Source organism: Aureibaculum flavum, from assembly GCF_016406085.1.
Taxonomy (GTDB): Bacteria; Bacteroidota; Bacteroidia; order Flavobacteriales; family Flavobacteriaceae; genus Aureibaculum; species Aureibaculum flavum.
In genome coordinates this window covers 105,186-126,891 of record NZ_JAEHFJ010000010.1, presented here as the reverse complement: position 1 = coordinate 126,891, position 21,706 = coordinate 105,186, and the positions used below count along the sequence as shown (strand labels likewise).

Annotated in this window: 13 protein-coding genes; all 13 read left to right on the top strand. The window is 33.5% G+C overall.

The annotated features are described in order from the left end of the window. The first annotated feature begins 119 nt into the window (after positions 1-119). The 13 genes from JBL43_RS17000 to JBL43_RS16940 all read left to right on the top strand — a co-directional run bounded on the left by JBL43_RS17000 (position 120) and on the right by JBL43_RS16940 (position 21,659). Positions 120-1,802: an FAD-dependent oxidoreductase gene (locus JBL43_RS17000; protein WP_198842600.1), complete on the top strand. Its 1,683-nt coding sequence runs from the start codon at positions 120-122 to the stop codon at positions 1,800-1,802. Positions 1,803-1,806: 4 nt separating this feature from the next. After that, the gene (locus JBL43_RS16995) at positions 1,807-2,517 is read left to right on the top strand and encodes an SGNH/GDSL hydrolase family protein (RefSeq protein WP_198842599.1); all 711 of its coding nucleotides are present in this window, start codon (positions 1,807-1,809) and stop codon (positions 2,515-2,517) included. Positions 2,518-2,537: 20 nt separating this feature from the next. Then, complete coding sequence (locus JBL43_RS16990; RefSeq protein WP_198842598.1) at positions 2,538-3,362, top strand: 3-keto-disaccharide hydrolase; 825 nt, start codon at positions 2,538-2,540, stop codon at positions 3,360-3,362. Between the two features lie 29 nt (positions 3,363-3,391). After that, positions 3,392-6,124: a hypothetical protein gene (locus JBL43_RS16985; protein ID WP_198842597.1), complete on the top strand. Its 2,733-nt coding sequence runs from the start codon at positions 3,392-3,394 to the stop codon at positions 6,122-6,124. 186 nt (positions 6,125-6,310) lie between these two features. Next, positions 6,311-7,753 carry a carbon starvation CstA family protein gene (locus JBL43_RS16980; protein ID WP_198842596.1) on the top strand — a complete coding sequence of 481 codons (1,443 nt, stop codon included), beginning with the start codon at positions 6,311-6,313 and terminating at the stop codon, positions 7,751-7,753. A 25-nt stretch (positions 7,754-7,778) separates the two neighbouring features. Then, the gene (locus JBL43_RS16975) at positions 7,779-8,738 is read left to right on the top strand and encodes a prolyl oligopeptidase family serine peptidase (RefSeq protein ID WP_198842595.1); all 960 of its coding nucleotides are present in this window, start codon (positions 7,779-7,781) and stop codon (positions 8,736-8,738) included. Positions 8,739-8,838: 100 nt separating this feature from the next. Next, on the top strand, positions 8,839-10,449 hold the full coding sequence (locus JBL43_RS16970) for a glycoside hydrolase family 172 protein (protein ID WP_198842594.1): 1,611 nt from the start codon (positions 8,839-8,841) through the stop codon (positions 10,447-10,449). A 177-nt stretch (positions 10,450-10,626) separates the two neighbouring features. Next, complete coding sequence (locus tag JBL43_RS16965; RefSeq protein ID WP_198842593.1) at positions 10,627-12,807, top strand: right-handed parallel beta-helix repeat-containing protein; 2,181 nt, start codon at positions 10,627-10,629, stop codon at positions 12,805-12,807. A gap of 53 nt (positions 12,808-12,860) precedes the next feature. After that, entirely contained in the window at positions 12,861-14,288 is a 1,428-nt protein-coding gene (locus JBL43_RS16960) for a glycoside hydrolase family 30 protein (protein ID WP_198842592.1), read from the top strand. 40 nt (positions 14,289-14,328) lie between these two features. After that, the gene (locus tag JBL43_RS16955) at positions 14,329-15,582 is read left to right on the top strand and encodes a putative glycoside hydrolase (protein WP_198842591.1); all 1,254 of its coding nucleotides are present in this window, start codon (positions 14,329-14,331) and stop codon (positions 15,580-15,582) included. A gap of 53 nt (positions 15,583-15,635) precedes the next feature. Next, positions 15,636-17,444, top strand: coding sequence for an arylsulfatase (locus JBL43_RS16950; protein ID WP_198842590.1), 1,809 nt, complete (start codon positions 15,636-15,638; stop codon positions 17,442-17,444). 15 nt (positions 17,445-17,459) lie between these two features. Next, on the top strand, positions 17,460-20,117 hold the full coding sequence (locus JBL43_RS16945; RefSeq protein WP_198842589.1) for a glycoside hydrolase family 31 protein: 2,658 nt from the start codon (positions 17,460-17,462) through the stop codon (positions 20,115-20,117). Positions 20,118-20,252: 135 nt separating this feature from the next. After that, a complete protein-coding gene (locus tag JBL43_RS16940; RefSeq protein ID WP_198842588.1) occupies positions 20,253-21,659 on the top strand; it encodes a hypothetical protein in 1,407 nt (468 codons plus the stop codon). The last annotated feature ends 47 nt before the right edge of the window (positions 21,660-21,706 follow it).

Here is a 21,706-nt window from a genome sequence, read left to right as displayed (position 1 = left end):
TGAAACATAGGTTATATATCTTTTCAGAAAAATCCTTTAGTATTGTATCTTGTACAGAACTCACAAAAACAATACTAACCCCGAATTAGAAGTAGGGATAATAAATAAGTTAAAAAAATATGAAACTCCATTCCTTATTAAAAAACAAGTATCAATTGATATTAACAATATTAATGATAGGATGCCTCTTACTCACAGGATGTACTCCAAAAGAAGATTCTAAAAATTATGATGCTGATGTGGTCATTTATGGCGGTACGTCCGCAGCCATAACTACAGCGGTACAGTTAAAACGTATGGGGAAGACGGTCTTAATCGTTTGTCCTGAAAAACATATTGGTGGTTTATCTACAAGTGGATTGGGATTTACTGATCTTGGTAACAAGTCGGTTATCGGTGGTATCTCAAAAGAATTTTATCAAAGTGTTTATAATCATTATCAAGATGAAAAAGCTTGGAATTGGCAACCACGAAATGAATATGGAAATGAAGGTCAAGGTACTACAGCAATTGATGATAGTACAAAGACCATGTGGACATTTGAACCTCATGTAGCAGAAAAAATATTTGAAGACATGGTGAAGAAGTATAACATTGAGATCTTGCGAGATAAATGGTTAGATCGTGAGAAAGGTGTTGAGATGAAGGATGGTAAAATAGTATCTATCACAATGTTAGATGGTGAAAAATATACAGCTAAAGTATTTGTAGATGGTACTTATGAAGGTGATTTAATGGCAGCTGCTGGTGTTAATTATCATGTAGGTCGTGAAGCCAATAGTGTTTATAATGAAGAGTGGAATGGAGTGCAAAAAGAGATTTTTCATCACAGTCACAATTTCGCGGACAGAAAAATAAGTCCTTATATAATTGAAGGAGATTCAACAAGTGGCGTTTTGCCCTTTATTTCTGCAGACCCACCTGGAGAGCAAGGACAAGGAGATAATAAAGTACAAGCTTATAATTACAGATTATGTACAACCAATGCGGAAGGTAATGTAGTTGCTTTTGAAAAACCAGAAAATTATAATCCTGCAGATTATGAGCTCTTAAGGAGAGTCTTTAAGTCTGGTAGGTATTCTATGTTTGGAGGTGGTAAAATTCCAAATCATAAACGAGATGTTAATAATGTAGGTCCATTTAGTTCAGATAATATTGGTATGAACTATGATTACCCTGAGGCAACTTATGAAAAGAGAAAAGAAATTTTAGCACAACATATTAGCTATCATAAAGGCTTGCTTTATTTTTGGGGGCATGACGAAAGCGTTCCGCAAGAACATAAAGACAATATTAATAAATGGGGCTTAGCTAAAGATGAGTTTGTAGATAATAATCATTGGCCATATCAAATTTATGTGCGTGAAGCAAGACGTATGATTGGTGAATTTATAATGACTGAAAATGAAATTTTAGGAAAAAGCGGAGTTACCCAACCAATAGGAATGGGCTCGTATACGATGGATTCACATAATGTACAACGTTATATTACAAAAGATGGATATGCACAAAATGAAGGTGATTTAGGTGTTGATGCAGAAGAGCCCTATCAAATTCATTTAGGTACTATTCTTCCAAAAAAAGAAGAGTGTAAAAACTTAATTGTTCCTTGTGCAGTGTCGAGTTCTCACATTGCTTATGGATCAATTAGAATGGAACCTGTTTTTATGATACTAGGACAAAGTGCTGGTACTTTAGCAGGTTTGGCAATTGAATCTGGAAATGATATTCATGAAGTTTCTTACGATAAATTAAAAGAAAAATTAATAGTAGATCAGCAAGTTTTAGAATTTTTACCATAAGAAAATGAGATATTATTTTTCAATTACTGTTTTAACTTTTGGTTTAGTAATTAGCTCTTTAGGTGTTAGTGCTCAGGTTATTAATGCTGGAGTAGGAGGTAATAATACTATGAATTTATTACATCGACTAAATAAAGATGTTTTAGAACAACATCCTGATTTAGTGATTTTGATGGTGGGTACAAATGATATGTTGAATTCTAAAAAAATGATTTCATATAAAAAATATGAAGACAATCTTGTAACGCTAGTTAGAAAAATAAAAGAAAAAGGAAGTGAAATTGTGTTAATGTCACCTCCACCGGCAGACTCAGTTTATCTTTTTGAAAGGCATGATAAAAATCTTTTTAATGAATCTCCTAATGAAAAATTAGATTCAGTGAGAAAAATAAATTTGCGAATTGCTGTTAACCATGATTTGAAGTTTATAGACCTTTATCAGGTTTTTACTGATTTAAACCTTCCAAAACACAACACAGATTTGTTTATTAGAAATCAAAAAAATAGTGGAGTTAGTGATGGAGTACATCCTACTGAATTGGGGTATCATCTTATTGGAGAAATAGTATTTTATTTTTTAAAAGAGAATCAATTAGTACAGAAGCAACAGAAAATTGTATGTTTTGGAGATTCTATAACCAAAGGTAGCGGAGCAAAAGGAAAAACCTATCCAGTTATCCTACAGAACCTCATAAATGATTATGATCATAAATAATTATAAAAATTCAATTAAAAATGAAATCTAAACTATCATATTATCCAGTACTTGTAACATTAATTTTTATGTTAACAATTGCATGTACAAAGACTCAAAAAGACCCATTATCAGATGAAGGTTTTGTGGAAATATTCAATGGTAAAAATTGGGATGGTTGGCATCTTAAATTAAAAAATGGAGATGAAGATATGGCCAAAAAAGTATACGCAATTGAGGATGGAATGGTGCATGTTTTTAAATATATGCCCGATAGTTTAAATCTGAATACAGGAGAAAATGCAACACACGGTCTTTTTTATACAAATAAAAAATATAGTAAATATATACTGAGGTTTGAATATAAATGGGGGACAAAAATCACTAATAACTTTGATAAATGGCAATATGATGCAGGTTGTTATTATCATGTTTTTGATGATAAAATATGGCCGAAAGGGATAGAATATCAAATAAGGTATAACCATATAACAAATAGAAATCATACTGGTGATTTTTGGGCCGCGAGTACAACATTACATTGGACAGCCACTGAAGATGGTAAAACATTTCTTTTACCAAATGATGGAGGAAAAGATATGGGAGAAAAGAAAAATGAACTTTATGGTATTGCTAATCCAACATATAATGCCCTAAATGATAAATGGAACCAATGTGAGATTATTGTTATGGGTGATACATATACCATTCACAAATTGAATGGAGAGATTGTAAATATGGCCACAAATCTTTCGGTAAGTGAAGGTGTTATTGGATTTCAGTCAGAAACGGCTGAAATTTATTATAGAAATATTAAAATTAAGGAATTTGAAAAGGTAATTCCAATGACAGCATTCGTTAAATAATATAATAGAAAAATGATAAAAAAAATATTATGAGAAAAAAGTTAGTAGTAATTCTTATTTTGACTTTATTTGGAAGATGGGCATATGCACAAATTCCGCTTCCTGAAAATCTAGAACAAGGATATCCACGTTTATATATTACACAATCAGAAAAGAAAGACTTAGAGAAAACGATTAAAAAAGAGCCGTGGGCCAAAGCCGTATTGCAAGGTATTCATGAACGTATAGATAAACATGTAGAACGTCATGTTGCAGACCCAGAATGGATGGTTTCTAGATTGCAAATGTATTGGAAAACCAAAGCAACTACTATTTATATAGACGGTATCAATTACTCACATGCCGATGGTGAAGCACCTGTACCTACAGTACGTTTTGTAGGTTCTAGAGACTATACAACACCTTATGGAACGCCAAAATTAGAGGATATTTTACCTTATATGGATGATCCACGTGGTTTGTATTTACCAAATAGAAGTAAAGAAGGGAATCCTTTTGAATGGGCTGAACCTTCTAAAACTGGACGAGTAATTTATTCCATTAATGAGCAAATAATTGAGTTAGCACGCGATGCTGCATTTATTTATTGGCTTGAAAATGATGTACGTTATGCTAAGTTTGCCAATGACATTATCCATACTTATTTAGAAGGCATGTCCTATAGAAGTGAACCTATCGATTTACTTAATGGGCATATACAAACCCTTGTTGGCTTTACTAATTTTCAAGTAATCCATGAAAGTGTACTCATAGATATTGCCGAACTTTACGATTTTTTACATCAGTACATTGAAGCAAATCACGCTGAATATATACCTATGTATGATAAAACCATTAAGAGATGGACAGATCAAATAATCAAAAATGGAGTACCACAAAATAACTGGAATCTACATCAGGCTAAGACAATTTTAAAAGCCGCAATGGTATTAAAGGATAATAAATATTATGAAGATAAAAAAGGGCGTGAATATTATATCGATTATATTCTAAATGTTACTTCCGCAAGACAGTGGTCGTTAACTAAATTTATGGATTTTGGTTATGATGAAAACAATGGTGTTTGGGCAGAATGCCCTGGGTATTCTCAAGGTGTAACTAAAGATTTAACAGCCTTTATTGAGGATTTTGATACTACTTTCGACCATAATATTTTACCATATATGCCGACCATGGAGAAAGCTGTTAAAATGTTACCACAGTATTTATTTCCAAATGGGCAAACAGTAGCTTTTGGCGATTCTAATTATGCTGGTTTAGGTACAGAAGCAATTACAAACTTAATACGTGTAGCTCAGAAGAATAATGATAAAGTCGTTGAAAAAGAATTTACGAGTATGTATCACTTATTTTCTGAAGATTCTAAGAGTTCCGGTAAAAAAGGAAGAAAACCAAAAGCAAATATCTCTTCTTTTTTTGCTTCTAAGCCTTTGGAGCTCAATCCTAAATATGGTGCAGGAGATATAAATGATTATATGACTCAAACTTTTTATGCACCGAATGTAAGTTGGCATGTACAGCGTATGGGTACTGGAAAAAATGGAATGATGGTTTCCTTAAATGGATCACTGGGTAACCACATGCATGCCAATGGAATTAATATGGAATTGTATGGTAAAGGGTTTGTACAAGGAGCTGATCCAGGTAAGGGGGCGAGTTATCTACAACCCATATACTTGGAGTTTTATTCTCAGTTTCCAGCACACAATACTGTGATGGTAGATGGGGTGTCTTCATATACCGAAATGTTTAGTAATCACGCATTTGATTTAATGGGTGAATATCCTAAATCTGAAAAGAAAAATGGATATTACTCCGATATTACGTATTCAGATGTCTATTTTTTAGAGCCAGAAACTCGTAGTGATCAATCACGTTTGGTAAGTACTATTAAAACAGGTGAAACCACCGGATATTATATTGATATTTTCCGTTCTAAAAAGCAACGTAAAGGTGATAAGTTTCATGATTATTTCTATCATAATTTAGGGCAAAGTATGGAGGTCTTAGATGCTTCTGGGCAACCCTTAAATCTTAAGCCAACAGAAGAAATGGCTTTTGCAGGTGGATTTTTATATGCTTTCGATTATATGTGGGATAAAAAATCGGTAAAACTTGAAGACGATTATCAAGCCCAATGGAAAATAGACATGCCAGAAGGAGAAGAGGATGTGTTTATGAACTTATGGATGAAAGGAACAGAAGGTCGTGAAGTATTCTCTATTAAATCGCCTCCAAATAAAGCTTTTAAAGGAAACCATGGCTTACCGTATAAAGTTGATAAGGCACCTTATTTAACTTTTGCAGCAAGACAGCACGGAGCCGCTTGGGAACACCCTTTTGTTTCAGTTTATGAACCGTTTACTTCTAGTGAAGGAAAGAGCATTACAAATATTTCTAGTTTTGAAGATGAAAATGGGAATACTGAATTTGTTGGCCTTCATTTAAAACATAAATCGGGACGTCAAGATATTGTTTTTTCTTCAGCAAATCATCAAAAGGTTAACTACAAGGATATGACTACTGATGCTTCCTATACATTAATAGCCAACGAAAAGAATGGAGATTTGATGATTTTTATGGGTAATGGAAAATTAGTATCAACAAAAGACTTTACCATTTCAACTAGTGAAATAGGAAATGTAGTTTTAAAACAAACAAATGGAAAATTAATGCTCCATAATGAAGTTGCAGTTACTATTACTCACAATGAGTTAGAAAAGAAATTTGAAGCTGGAGACCTTAGACCAATAAGTTTGTGATAATGTATCGTAACATAGAGTAATTATCTCTAGAAACATAGGGAAGAAGATTGTATTTAGGTTCTTTTGATTCACGATACTAATTCTTTTATTAAAAAACGTGCAAAATTAACTCGTCACATATCATTCTAGCGTTAATTAAAAAGGAAATATTTCCAATAACTTAAACTATATCAAACACGCAAAATGATTACATTTATTACTGCTATAGGTTTATTACTTTTAGGTTATTTAATTTACGGTAAATTCGTAGATAAAGTATTTAAATCTAATAAGGATAAGAAAACTCCAGCACACACAATGTCTGATGGAATTGACTTTGTACCAATGGACAGTAACAGAAACGCATTTATTCAAATTTTGAATATAGCAGGAGTTGGTCCAATTTTTGGTCCAATCTTAGGAGCTTTATATGGACCTGTAGCATTTATTTGGATCGTATTTGGATCCATATTTGCAGGTGCGGTTCACGATTATCTTACAGGTATGATTTCTTTAAGACATGGCGGAGCACATTTACCCGCTCTAGCTTCTCGATTTATAGGAAAATCATTTAGTCATGTTGTAAATTTCTTTACATTATTGCTTTTAATTTTGGTAGGTACTGTTTTTGTAACAGCTCCAGCTAAAATGATAAACGAATTGATTAATTCTGAAAAAAGTTACTTAACAATAATACTCTTTGGTATTTTTATCTATTATATTATTGCAACTATATTACCTATAGATAAAATTATAGGTAAGATTTATCCTATACTAGGCATTCTTCTTATAGTTAGTGCAATAGGTATTTGTATAGGTATGTTTATGGTTGGAAATCCAATTCCTGAACTTACTTTACAAAATATGCACCCCAAAGGCATACCCTATTATCCCGTAATTTTCTTAACTATTTCTTGCGGAGCTTTATCTGGGTTTCACGCAACACAATCTCCAATAATTTCCCGTACCATCAACAATGAAAAAGATGGTAGAAAAGTATTTTATGGAATGATGATACTTGAAGCTGTTATCGCAATGATATGGGCCGCAGCAGCAATGAGCATTCTAAATGGGGATTCCTTAAATGAGCTTTTACAAAATGGAGGACCTGCAGCTGTAGTAAATAAAATAGCCGTTGTTTCTTTAGGGACAATTGGAGGTACTATTGCTGTTTTAGGAGTTATTGTTCTACCCATTACATCTGGAGATACTTCTTTCAGGGCTGCTCGTATGATTATTGCAGACTATTTGAAAATTGACCAAAAAGTATTAAAAAATCGTTTTATGGTTGCCATTCCTCTTTTTATTATTTCCTATATTTTAACTAGCATGGATTTTCAATTATTATGGAGGTATTTTTCTTGGGCAAATCAAGTAACAGCATCTATCGCATTATGGATTGGAGCTATTTATTTATACCAAAAGAAAACATATTTTATGATTGCCTTAGCTCCAGCATTTTTTATAACTAGTGTAGTTGGGTCTTATATTTTTTACGACCCAACTGTCGGTTTAGGTTTAGATATTAATAGTTCCAATTGGATAGGTTTAGGTATTTCTGTGGTTATAACCTTATTGTTTTTTGTAGCAATGAAAAAAAGGGATGCTGTGAAAAACGGGGTTGATAGAATTAAAACTGAATATTAAAAAACAATTTAATAATAATCAATCTATGCGAAATTTCATTCAACTTAATTTTAGTGCACTTATAAATAGAGGAGTACTTTTCCTTATTTTAATGATCGGACCTTTGTCAATTGTCTGTGCACAATCTCCAGAAGAACAAGAAATTCTTGATACATTTAGTCACAAAAAAACGGTCGTCTATAAATCGATTAATGGTGTAGAATTAGATATGATTATTTTCTATCCAGAGCCTGCCAAAGTAAAAAAAGAAAATCCTTGGATGTTACATGTTCATGGAGGTGGATGGGCTGGTGGAAGTAAATATAAAGTATTAAGAAAATCCTTTTTAGGTACTTTAAGAAACCTTCTTGATAATGGAGTGGTTTGTGCTACCATAGAATACCGAAAAGCACGGGGAACCACCACCGCTTATGATGCTGTTGTAGATGCTAAAGATGCGGCTCGTTTTCTCCTAGAAAATGCAGATGAATATAAGTTAGATAAAAATAAGTATGGTATTTGGGGAGGTTCTGCAGGAGGACATTTAAGTCTCGTGACAGCATTAAGTAAAGAATCTGATTTTAAAGGTGATCCAAAATTATCAAAATACACGCTTGATTTTAAATGTGTAGCTTCCTATTTTCCATTTACCTCTTGTATAAATCCTGATATAAGACCTAATTCAATTTTTGAGGATAAAAAACTTTTTGTGCGACTTTTAGGTGCACCATTAGAAGATAAAGCTGAGTTAGCCAAATTACTTAGTCCCACGGAACTTTTGGAAAAAAAGAGTCCACCAATTTTATTATTACATGGAGATAAAGATACAACGCTACCTATTATTAACTCGACTTATATGATGGAAGTGGCAAAAGAGAAAAATGCAGATGTTGAACTATTAACCATTAAAAATGCGGGACATAGTTTTAGCGGGGCCAATATTTCGCCTTCCATACAAGAACTTAATGATTATGCTACTAAATTTATTCTTTCTCATTTAAAATAGATGGATCAAATTTTTAAAATTAACGAGTTGCATTGTTTTAATTAATAAGTATTAAATTATTTATGAAGACAATAATAAGATTTATTAAAACTGTTTTTAGTTGTGTTTTTTAGCATTTACAACTTTAGGATTTGCTCAAAATGACGATAAAATATCCATTGAATCGTTATTAAATGATATGGTGGATAGAGATGCTATTGCTCAATTCCCAACAACTAATTTTAGATTAAAACAAGAAAGTAGCTATAATAGAGCCTCTAAAACACCTAAAGACTCTCTGGGTTGGTATTTAAATCATGATTTTAATATTAAAGATAAAGATCATAATTTTATCAGAACAGAAGAAAAAAACGGACAAAAAGAATGGGTTTTGATGGATCATATTGGTCCAGGAGCTATTGTTCGAACTTGGATGCCATTCTTAAGTCCTGACAAGCCCGATACTGATATTCAAATTAAAATTTATTTAGACGGAAGTAAAGAACCTGTATTGGAAGGGAATATGCTAGGATTGCTTGATGGCACGGGATTAATTCCCTATCCAATTGCACATCAATCGTTGCGGTCTTCGGTTTCGTTTTTTCCAATTCCCTATGCTAAAAGTTGTAAAATTACAACAAATGCAATGCCTTTCTTTTATCAATTTACGTACCGAGCTTATGATGATTACACACGGATAAAAACGTTTACAAAAGAAGATTTTAATAAAGCTTTGCCCATTACCAAAGAGGTAGGTGAGTTGTTGTTGAATCCTAAAATTACTATAAAAGGAGAACAAATTTCATTAAGAACGAAAATAAAACCTAAAAAAGAAAAATCCATAACATTGCCAGAAGGAAATGGTGCAATTAGAGAGTTGAGTCTTCAATTAGATAATTATAAAAATTCTGAAGTAACTCGTTCGGTTATTTTAAAAATAGAGTTTGATGACGAACAAACTGTTTGGACGCCCATTGGTGATTTTTTTGGATCGGGCATCGGTTTACATCCTTTTCAAGGCTGGTATAGAACAGTTCGTGAAGATGGTACTATGACCTGTAGATGGGTAATGCCCTACGAGAAATCTGGAAAAATTACTATTGTTAATTTAGGGGATAAATCCGTTAAAGTAAATCTAGAAGCAATCGTTGGAGAATGGAAATGGAATAGCAATAGTATGTATTTTAATGCCGCATGGAAAGGACAATATCCAGTAGCTACTAGACCTTTTTCAGATTGGAATTATGTCACACTTAAAGGTCGTGGTGTTTATGTAGGTGATGCCTTAACAGTTATGAATCCTGTTAAAAAATGGTGGGGAGAGGGAGATGAGAAAATTTGGGTTGATGGTGAAGATTTTCCATCCATTTTTGGAACAGGAACTGAAGATTACTACGCCTATTCTTGGGGTGGTAAAAGCACCGATTTTTACGAGCATCCATTCCATGCACAACCGAGAAGTTTTTTATATGATAAACTTAATCGCAAAAAAAGCAAAGAAAAGAATACCTCTGGATATAGTACAGAAACAAGAACCCGTGCTCTAGATGTTATGCCATTTTCTAGCTCTTTACAATTAGATATGGAAATTTGGAGTTGGACCGATTGTGAAATGGGTTATGGTGTGGGGGTATATTGGTATGGAGATAAGCAAACATCATCAAATAGAAGTCCAGATGAAAAGGAAGCTTTAAATATACCTCCATTGCCAAAAGGTTTTCCAAATAATTAATGCATAAAAAATAGTTTTCAAATATTTTTTAGACGGCTATCAATTGTCAATTATTATTTATCATGATAATGATAAAATATGATGATAGTTTATATGAAATGAATCATATTTTATACATGAAGAAGTTGAATAGGTTTATTTTTATGATTTACAAATCATAAAAATAAATTTAAAATTATGACTCTTAAGAAGTCGACATTATTAAGAATTATTTTTTCAGTTGTAACTGTGTTTTGCTGCGTGTTTTTATTTTTATCATGTACCGATTCCGTAAATGAAAATGAAATATCGTTCTATGTAACTTTAGAAGGCAGTGATTCTCAAAACGGAACACGTATTAAAAGTTCATTTGCCACTTTAGAAAAAGCACGGAATACGATAAGAGAACTTAAGCAGAAGGGTAAACTAAACAAACCAGTAACCGTATATATTAAAGGTGGTACCTATCAACTTTCTGAACCTTTTGTCTTGACATCTGAAGATTCTGGAACAGAAGAATTTCCAATAACTTACCGTGCTTATGAAAATGAAAAACCCATAATTAGTGGTGGTCTAGAGGTTAGTGAGTGGACAAAAACGGAACTTAATGGATGTAATGTACTAGTTTCAGATTTATCCAAGATTGATGGGTATGCTCCGTTTGAACAATTGTGGGTAAACAGTCATCGTGCTATACAAGCAAGAACACCTAATAGTGGCTATCTAAGATTTAAATTTGATGAATCGCAAATAAAGAGTATGACGCAAGGCCTAAAAGGGCCGATGGACAGGCTTAGCTATATTGCGAATGATGAGCATAATTTTGATGGTATTGAGGAGGGTGTTGTGGTCGCTTTTTACAAATGGTTGGAGTACCATTTACCATTTGACCAAATAGACAGAGAAAACGACGAAATTATATTTTCAGGAAAGACAATGCGTCGCGTAGAAACGAATGAAGCTTATTATTTAGAAGGAGGTAAAGGAATGCTAGATAACCCTGGAGAATGGTATCTTGATCGGCAAACGAAAAAGCTTTACTATTATCCTTTGGAAAATGAAACAGAGGTAATAGCTACAATTCCATCTTTGATAAATGTACTCCGTATGGAGGGTGATGCTAGGAATAATCAATATGTAAAATATATTCAGTTTAAAGAATTAACCTTTAGCCATACTAGTTGGGTGTTACCAAGAGATGCTTCAGAGCCTGGTAGTTATGGCCAAGCTGATATCCGTATGGAAGGAGCTTTACAGTTAAAGGGAGCTAAAAATAACCTTTTTGAGGACTGTGAAATTACTGCTATAGGGAATTATGGTCTTGAGATTGGTCTGGGATGCTCAGACATTAAAGTATTGAGTTGTGATATTCATGATTTGGGAGCAGGTGGGTTCCTTATTGGCCCTAAAATTCGCCCAAAAGGAAAGGTTAAGGCTGAAGACTTAGGAAAGGTAGCATTACCTCCGCTACTTGAAGATCCTGCCGATGCTACAAGCAATATTGAAATAGCAGATACTCGTATTTATGATGGAGGTAAGTATTTTCACTGTGCGGTTGGTATATGGATAGGGCAAAGTCCAGACAATCACATTCATCATAATGAAATATTCAACTTTTATTATTCAGCAATTTCTACGGGATGGACCTGGGGTTATGGAAGAGCATTAGCAACAGGTAATTTATTTGAGTACAACCATATTCATCACATTGGTGGGTATACCAATGGAGATGGATCAGTATTAAGTGATCTTGGAGGAATTTATACGTTGGGCGATCAGACAGGGACTATCATTAGATATAATGAATTTCATGATATGTTTGCTGGAAAATATGGAGGATGGGCCATATACTGTGATGAAGGCAGTCGGAACATTCTTATTGAGAATAATTTAGCTTATCGCTGTAGACATGCCTGTTTTAATCAGCACTACGGTAAGGATAACCTTGTACAAAATAACATTTTTGCATTTGCAGATACCGCTCCAATAATGCTTGCACGAGCAGAACCTCATACCAGCTATATTCTTAGAAACAATATTATTCTAAGTGATATTACACCAATATATGCTGGCGGTTATGCGTATGATGTAGAAAAGCAAAAGGCCATTGATTCAGATAGTAATCTGATCTGGTCTACCTCAGGAAAGGTTCATGGTGCACAGAATAGGTTTTCAAGCCGTATTTATGAACCAAATGAACGCGTTTTAAGTTGGAAGGAATGGACAGCACTTGGAAATGATCAAAATTCAATTGTCGCAGATCCTGGTTTTAAAGACCCAGCAAATGGTGATTTTAGTTTACCAGATGACAGTCCGGCATTAAAAATAGGCTTTAAGCCATTTCCTCTTGGTAAGACAGGACCAAGGTCATTTGAGTGATGAAACCTTTTTTTTGAATTATTAGTAACAACAGAATAGCTAAAAGTAGAGTAATGAAGAAAATAATTTTAATAACTGTATTAGGATGTATACTTTCAATAGGTTTAGTAGCCAATAGCCCTAAAGAATCATTTAAATATCAATTGGAATTAAATTATGTAGTGTTATCTGAAGGGACAAAAGTGAATGCTCAGCCCGTCTTATCAAAAAGTATATTTGAAAATTCAAATCAAGAAGCAACGATTAGCTACAAAGTACAAATGGATAATGTTATACATTCAGAATTAAGTGGAATAGGAGGGGCTTTTAATGAAATGGGAGGTGAGGCATTTGCTAGTCTAACTGTGGGTGATCAAAAATCTTTAGTGGAGGCACTTTTTAGTATGACTAATGGTTCGGGATTTTCAAACTGTCGAACGGCGGTAGGCTCATCAGATTTTGGTTTAAGTGCCTATAGCTATAGTCAAACTCCGAATGATTACAAAATGAAGAATTTTTCTGTGGCACGAGAAGAGCTCACTTTAATTCCTTTTATGCAAGCAGCTTATAATGAAAATCCTGATTTAAAAATGTTTGCTTCACCTTGGAGTCCTCCAGGATGGATGAAAGAGTCAGGTAAAATGGATGGTGGTGATAAAATGAAAGAGAAGAATATTTTAAAACCAGATCCGAAAATTTATGAAGCATATGCACTATATTTTGCTAAATATATTAAAAGTTATTTAGAACATGGAATTACTATTAATAGACTGATAATTCAGAATGAAACAGATATGAATCCTAAATATCCAGGATGTGATATGCAACCTGAGCAAATGGAAGATTTGATTTCAAATTACATCATTCCACAAATGAAAAAGTCGAAGTTAGACGTTGAACTTTGGGCAGGTAGTTTTAGAGGTAAACGTAAAGATGCTCAAAAATTCATGTCCCTTGAAGGTGCTGAAAATGTTGAAGGAGTTGGACTACAATATTGTCCTCAAAGCACTATGAATGAGCTACGAACTAAACATGTAGGAATAAAAATGATGCATACAGAAGGAAGGTGTGAAAATGGTGAAAATTCAATGAAGCAAGCTCAAAAAAGATTCTCAGAGGTGTCTGATTGGATTAATTCTGGTACTGAGAATTATTGTTACTGGAACATAATATTAAACGAAACCAGTACAAGTGGATGGGGTTGGAAACAAAATAGTCTGATAAATATTAATCGTCAATCGGGTAACATTACCTACAACCCTGATTACGCTCCAATTTCTCTATTGAGTCAATATATTCGACCTGGAGATCAAAGTGTAATGGTAAAAACACCAGAGGACAAGAAAGCTATTGCCGTAAAAAATAAGAATAGGGTAGTCGTTTTTCTTGAAAACAAAGAAACTGATGTATCTATTCAAAGTATTGACATCTCTGGTGAAAAGTATACTGTTGAGCTTCCGGCACAAAGCCTTTGTGCTTTTGTATTTAAGAAGCATAAATAATAATTGTTATAAATAAAAAATTTATTAAAATATTAAAATAATGAAATTAATTGAAATGGTAGAAATACAATCAAAAATAAATCAAAAAATGATTGCACACAGATACATTAAATCACTGTACTTTCTAAGTATAATCACATTTAGTTTGTGTACGTTTGGGCAAACAAAATCGGAATTAAAGATTAGTGATGGAACTACTATTAAATCTAAATCATTTTTACCTGAATTTAGTTGGGAAACGACACCCATGTATTATCATTTTGGTGATATTGACCGTGTATTGGAACCTGATGAAATTGAGTTTATAGCCGATAAAACAGATTTTATATGTATAGAAAAATCACATGCTTATCACCAGCTTGGTGATGCGGTACTTGGTACAAAACATGAAGTGGCAGCTTTTCACAAGGTGAAACCTGAATCTAAAGTATTATTCTATTACAATTCATATGTGGCATGGCCATTTCCACGGTTTAATAAAGAGCTTACTCCAGAGGGCATTGCTAAAAACAAAGAATTAGCCAAATTTTTAGCCATTAATCCAAAGACTGGTAAATTAAAGGAGAAAACGAGAGGGCCAGCTTTTTCGTATTATTTTGATGCTTTGAATCCTGATTTTCGTAAATGGTGGGTGAAAAATGCTGTTGAAGGCGTAAAAATTTCAGGTGCAGATGGCATTTTTATTGATCGTATGAATGTGGATAAAAAAGCAGATTATCCTATAGATAAATTGTTAGAAATAGCGATAGCAAAGGGTGAAATGATGGCTAACTTGAAAAAAGAAATGGGTCCCGATAAAATATTGATTGGAAATAACGGTGCAAATACCAAAGAAGTTTTTCCTTCGTGCGATGGTTTCATGTTCGAGCATTATAATGACGCCGTTATGAGTAAAGAAAGTCTTCTAAAGGATTGGGAAGATATGCTTAGAATTGCTAAAGCTGGAAAAATGTCCATTTACCGTTTCGGAGCAAAAGGAAAAGGACGTACAGACATTACCATTGGAGCAACAAATAAAGATGGAATTGAAAAAAAATCTAAGGATCAATTAGAATTTTACCATGCTTGTTATCTCATTGGAGCACAACCATATTCGTATTTTCAATGGAATTGGGGTTGGAATTTAGCAGATGGTAACTTAGTAGATTATCCAGAATTAGTAAAACCATTGGGAAGCCCAAAAGAAGCATATAAAAGGGTAAACCCAGAAGGATGGATATTTACTCGTGAATTTGAGCATGCAAGTGTTTGGTTAAATACCGAGACAAGAAAGGCTAAAATTACTTGGAAATAATTTTAATTGATATACACCTGACTGAAAACGTATAACCTACAATCTTAAATAAAATGAAAATAAATAATTTACACAAAATACTACTGATTATACCTATGCTTTTAGGTTTACAAACGTTAGCCGCTCAAAAAGCAAAGCAACCTAATGTTATTATTATTATTACAGATGATCAGGGATATGGAGACTTAGGATGCACAGGAAACCCAATTGTAAAAACACCTACTATTGATAAGTTCTATAAGAAATCTGTTCGATTGACTGATTTTCATGTTGCACCTACTTGTGCACCTTCACGATCGGGATTAATGACTGGGCGTTATGCAAATAGAGTTGGGGTTTGGCATACTATTGGTGGCGTATCCATTCTTCGTGAAAAAGAAGTAACCATGGCTAATATTTTCCAAAGCAATGGCTATGAAACAGGCATGTTTGGCAAATGGCATTTAGGAGATAATTATCCATCAAGACCACAAGACAAAGGTTTCAATTATGTATTATCTCATGGAGGTGGAGGTGTTGGTCAAACACCTGATTATTGGAATAATGATTATTTTGATGATACCTATTTTGAAAATGGTGTACCTAAAAAAGTAGAAGGGTATTGTACCGATGTTTGGTTCGGGGAAGCCATAAAATATATTGAAAAGAATAAAGAGAAACCGTTCTTTTGTTATATTTCTGCTAATGCACCTCATCTTCCATATAATGTTCCTGAAGAATATTACAATAAATATAAAAATGAAGATATTCCCGAAGAAATGAAGATTTTTTATGGGATGATTAGTAATGTAGATGATAATTTTAAACGTCTTCAAGACAAATTGAAGCAATTGAAATTAGACGATAATACAATTGTAATTTTTATGACAGATAACGGCACTGCCACTGGATATAAAGATGTTGATGGCAAAATGTACGGATATAATGCTAATATGAAAGGGATTAAAAACAGTGAGTATGAAGGAGGTCACAGAGTTCCTTTCTTTATTTCCTATCCTGCAGGTAAAATTTCGGGAGGAAGAGATGTGAATAACATGTTAGCACATTTAGATATTTTACCATCATTAGCAACAATTTGTAATTTGGAAATGCCAAAATTAGACTTAGATGGGAGTGATATTTCTTCTTTGCTATTGGATAAGGATGCTGTTTTTAATCGCGATTATTTAATTACGGATTCACAACGTGTTCAAGAACCAATTAAGTGGCGTAAAAGTGCAGTAATGTCAGATAAAATGCGGTTGGTAAATGGTATAGAATTGTATGATATTTCTACAGATCCAAGTCAAAATAATGATATAGCGACAAAATTCCCTGAAACTGTTAGCAAAATGCGTGGGTATTACGATGAGTGGTGGAGTTCAGTATCGACTGAATTTAATCAGTTTCCTATCATTATAGTAGGTTCTGAAAAAGAAAACCCAGTGGTGCTTACTTGTCACGATGAACACATTCATGATTCTAAAATTCCTTGGAATCAAAATTTTATTAGAGTGGCCAAATTAAATCCACTAGGTGGCGAATTTACTATTGATTTTGAACGTGATGGGGTTTATGAGATCGAAGTGAGCCGTTGGCCATTTGAGTCTGGCTTGAAGATTAATCAAGGCGTTCCCGGTAGAAAAGCAACTAGATATATAGATGCAATAGCCGAAGGGAAAGCTATGGATTTTAAAAAGGCGGTTGTGAAAATTGGAGGATGGAAAGAAGAAAAACCAGTTCTAGCTGATGCAAAATCTGTTCTGTTTAAAGGAAATTTCACCAAAGGAAAAACGGCAATGAGCTCATGGTTTATTGATGGTAATAACAAAGAAATTGGCACTTTTTATTTTAAAATTACTAGAATAAGTGCTTTAAATTAGAACAATCACAAAATTATGATCAAAAAAAATGAGTTTTTTAATTTAGTATTTAAACTTAAATATTCATTGCTGCTGTTAATTTTTACAGTGTATGGCTGTACTTCAAAATATAAATATAGCCTAGAAAAATCGGATCATGCAGTAGTTATTCATCAAGATAGTCTTGTCATAAAAATTGAAATTGTTGATGATGCTATAATTCATGTTCATAAAATGATTACTGGCAGTAAACTTTCAACAATACCAAATTATGTTACCATTCTAGAGCCTGTAGATGTAGATTGGAAATTGGATGAAATGGCTGATCAAATCACTATTTCAACAAATAAAATGAAAGTAATTGTAAATAGTGATGGAATTATTGAATACGAAACTAAAGACAGCAAAAAATTATTAGCGGAAACAAAGGAATTTACCTTTATAAAATCTAAGAAAGAAGATGTGCATACCGTTTCTCAAGGTTTTAATGCCGGTGATGAAGGACTTTATGGATTAGGTCAGTTTCAAAGTGGAATTATGAATTGGAAAAATGTGCCTATTCGTTTACAGCAATACAATCAAGAAATAGCCATTCCTTTTTTGGTTTCTACCAAGGGATATGGTATTTATTGGAACAATTATAGTCTCACAGATTTTAACCATTCTCAAAATGAGATTGAGTTTACTTCTATAGCCGAAGTTGCCGGTAAAACAGAAGATGACGTTGTGCCCGTAGAAGATGAAAAAGAAGATGTGGCAGCACATATTATAAAAGAAAAGACAGCAAAAAACATTCGTGAAACTATTTTTAGACCAACTAAAACAGGAGAATATACTTTTTTGGCACTGAGTGATAATAATGGTCGTATGCGAGGGGAAATTATGGTGACCATAGCTGGAGACGATATTATCAATTATTCTACCATATGGATGCCTAGAAGATATTCAGGAAAAAAATATTTAGAAGCGGGTAAGGAATATGAAGTGATTTTTCAAAATACAGGAGCTAAAATTCCTGGAAAATTATTTTATAATGAGCCAGATTATAACAAAACAGTATTTAGCAGCACAACAGGAAATGCTATAGATTATTACCTTGTAAGTGGTCACAACCCAGAAGAAGTAATTTCTCAATATCAAAACTTAACAGGAAAAGCACCACTGTTTGCTAAGAGTGCTTATGGTTTTTGGCAATGTCGTGAACGCTACCATAATCAAGAAGAGTTATTGAAAAATGCTCGTGAAATGCGTAAAAGAAATATTCCTTTTGATAATATTGTACAAGATTGGTTTTATTGGCCAAAGGGAACGAAGGGACCAGAGTGGGATAGGGCTAAATATCCGAACCCTGAAGGCATGGCAGAAGAACTAAAAAGCTTAAACCTTAAACTTATGGTTTCTGTATGGCCAGAGGTAAAAAATGAACCTCTTGAAGAAAGATATCATCTTACAAAAATAAAAAGTAGTAACTACGTAGATATATACGATAAAGGTGTTGGTGAACGATTTTATCGCATGTTAAGTGATTCTATGTTTCATAAAGGGGTAAGCTCTATTTGGTTGGATGGAACAGAACCAGAAGGAGTTAGAGATAATAAAGTGAATACAGCTGTTGGGCCCTACGCTGAAGTTCAAAATCCGTATTCACTTGAGGTAACTAGAGTAATGTATGAAGGACGTAGAGAAGAATTTCCGAACGAGCGTGTGTTTAACCTAACGCGATCTGCTTATGCAGGTCAACAACGTTATGGAGCAACTTCTTGGTCGGGTGATGTAGAAGCATCTTGGGAGCAATTTTCAGAACAAATTGCTGCTGGCCTAAACTTCACTATGGCGGGAATACCTTATTGGACACATGATATAGGTGGGTTTTTTAGAGATTCGAAATCTATTAATCCACAGTTTGATAACCAATATAGCAATCCTGAATATATTGAGTTACTAACGCGTTGGTTTCAGTTTGGAACCTTTAGTCCCATTTTTAGAATACATGGATATGTATCTGAAACAGAAATTTGGAGATATAATGATGCTTTTGAAAGTACAGCACGTAAATTTATCGATTTACGATATCAATTAATGCCATATATCTACTCACAAGCATGGCAAATTACTAATAATAGTAAGCAATTGATGAGTCCGTTAGCGTATCACTACCCAAATGATAAAAAGACTTGGGATATTAAGGATCAGTTGTTTTTCGGAGAGTCTTTTATGGTGGGTTTTGTTACAGAATATCAAAGTCGTGAAATGGAGATGTATTTTCCGGAAGGGGAGTGGTACAACTATTGGACAAATGAGAAAATTGATGGAGGAAAAGAAATCACTATAAAAGCAGACCTTAATGAAACACCAATGTTTGTAAAGGCAGGAAGCATTATTCCTATGGGGCCAAAAGTACAATATGCAACCGAGAAAACAGACGAGCCAGTAAAAATAACAATATATCCGGGTAAAGATGCAATGTTTACTTTATACATGGATGATAATGAATCTTATGATTATGAAAAAGGTGAGTTTTCAGAAATTAAATTCTCTTATTCAGAAGTAAACAAAATATTAAAAATTTCAAAAGGAAATGGAGACTATATAAAGTTTAAAGAATCTCCAATGAATTTTACGGTTGAAATTATTAATAATAAAAAAACGGAACAAGTTGTTTTTAATGGAACAGAAATCGAAGTGAAATTTTAATTACCTACCGGTGTAGTCAGCATTCGTGCTTATATCTAAGGTAAAACTGTTAATGATGGTAAAAAGGTTGAGGACAAACATGTAGCCTCAAACAAGTCTGTAAAGAATGTATATTATAAATAAAAAACATAAAAAATGAATAAACAAGTGCTTATTATACTTACTGTTTTTGTATTATTTTTTTCGTGCCGAGCACAATCAACAGACAATCAGAAAACACTTATTGAGGTAAACACCCTATCCGAATTTAAAAAGTATCTGGATCAGGATAATGTACATGTCAAGCTCCAAGAAGGAAATTATCAAATTGATGATGCTCAAAAAATTAGATTTATTGAAATTACAAGTAATAATTCCTATTATGATTTAAGAGGTGCAAGATTTATGGTAGATACGAAGCTGTTTAGTCGTACTGATTTAATGAAAAGTGATGATGGTAATAGTATGTACTGTGCTATAGAAATTTCTGGTAATCACGTAACCCTTGAAGGTTTATATATTGAGACGTATGGAGATACTCCGGGCCGTCAAAGTAAAAATAAAATTTTTAATATCGTAGGAGAGAATGTAACACTAAAAGATGTTGAGCTGCGGACAACAGGTTCAAGTCCTTGGGGATATGGCTATTTATATGGACTAGGCGGGAATGATGTACGGAAGATGAACGGCATTCGAATTGGGTATCCTGCAAAGAACGTTAAATTACTTGGTTGTAAAGTTCATATGAGAGCCATGGGGCATGCTATTTTTTTACAGGGGGCAGAAGACACTTTGATTGAAGACTGTCAGGTAGATGGATTACTTCGAACTACAGACGCTATGCTTGCCGAAAGTTCAGGGTATGGTTTCGATAAAAATTTTTATGCGGGTAAGGGTAATTATATAGAAGGCACCATAGTTGCCGAAGATGGTAAAATTATGCCAGGAGAAATCATATCTCTTAGTGAGGATGGCATACGTATGTACCCAGATTATCAGGGGCATAAAACCATAAACACCACCGTTAAAAACTGTACGGTTACACAAATGCGAAGAGGAATATGTACAGGTTTGAGTACTTCTGGTGACAAAGTCATTGACTGTGTGGTACGTGACTGTGTAGCCACAGGCTATAATGTTGGAAACGAAGATGTTTTAATAAATTGTAGTGCTGATGCTAAATATGGAGAAGCGTTTTGTATTCCTTATACCAATGCTAAAAATGCACACGTAGAAATGAACATTTTAGACAGTAGAAATGGAAGAGCTAATAGTTTGCTCGCGAAAATAAATGGAACAGGACATGTTGTGGTTATCAAAACAAAAGCTTCGGAATATATTCCAGAAAGTATGGCGATTAAGTTGTCTGTATGGGAAGGTTATGGTAATTATAACGAAAACGCAACAATGCATGCTACAAATATCAAATTAGATAATGAAACCTCAACAGAAGTGATCACTTTTAGTGGAACAGAGAATTTGGAATTAAAGAGTGTTGGTAAAGTACGTGAAGCTAACAATTCAGAAAATGTAGTAAATAAAAGCAACCGCACTAAGCGTTAGTTTTACATTGAAAAAATAGGCCTATTTTTTTTAAAATTATTAACAAG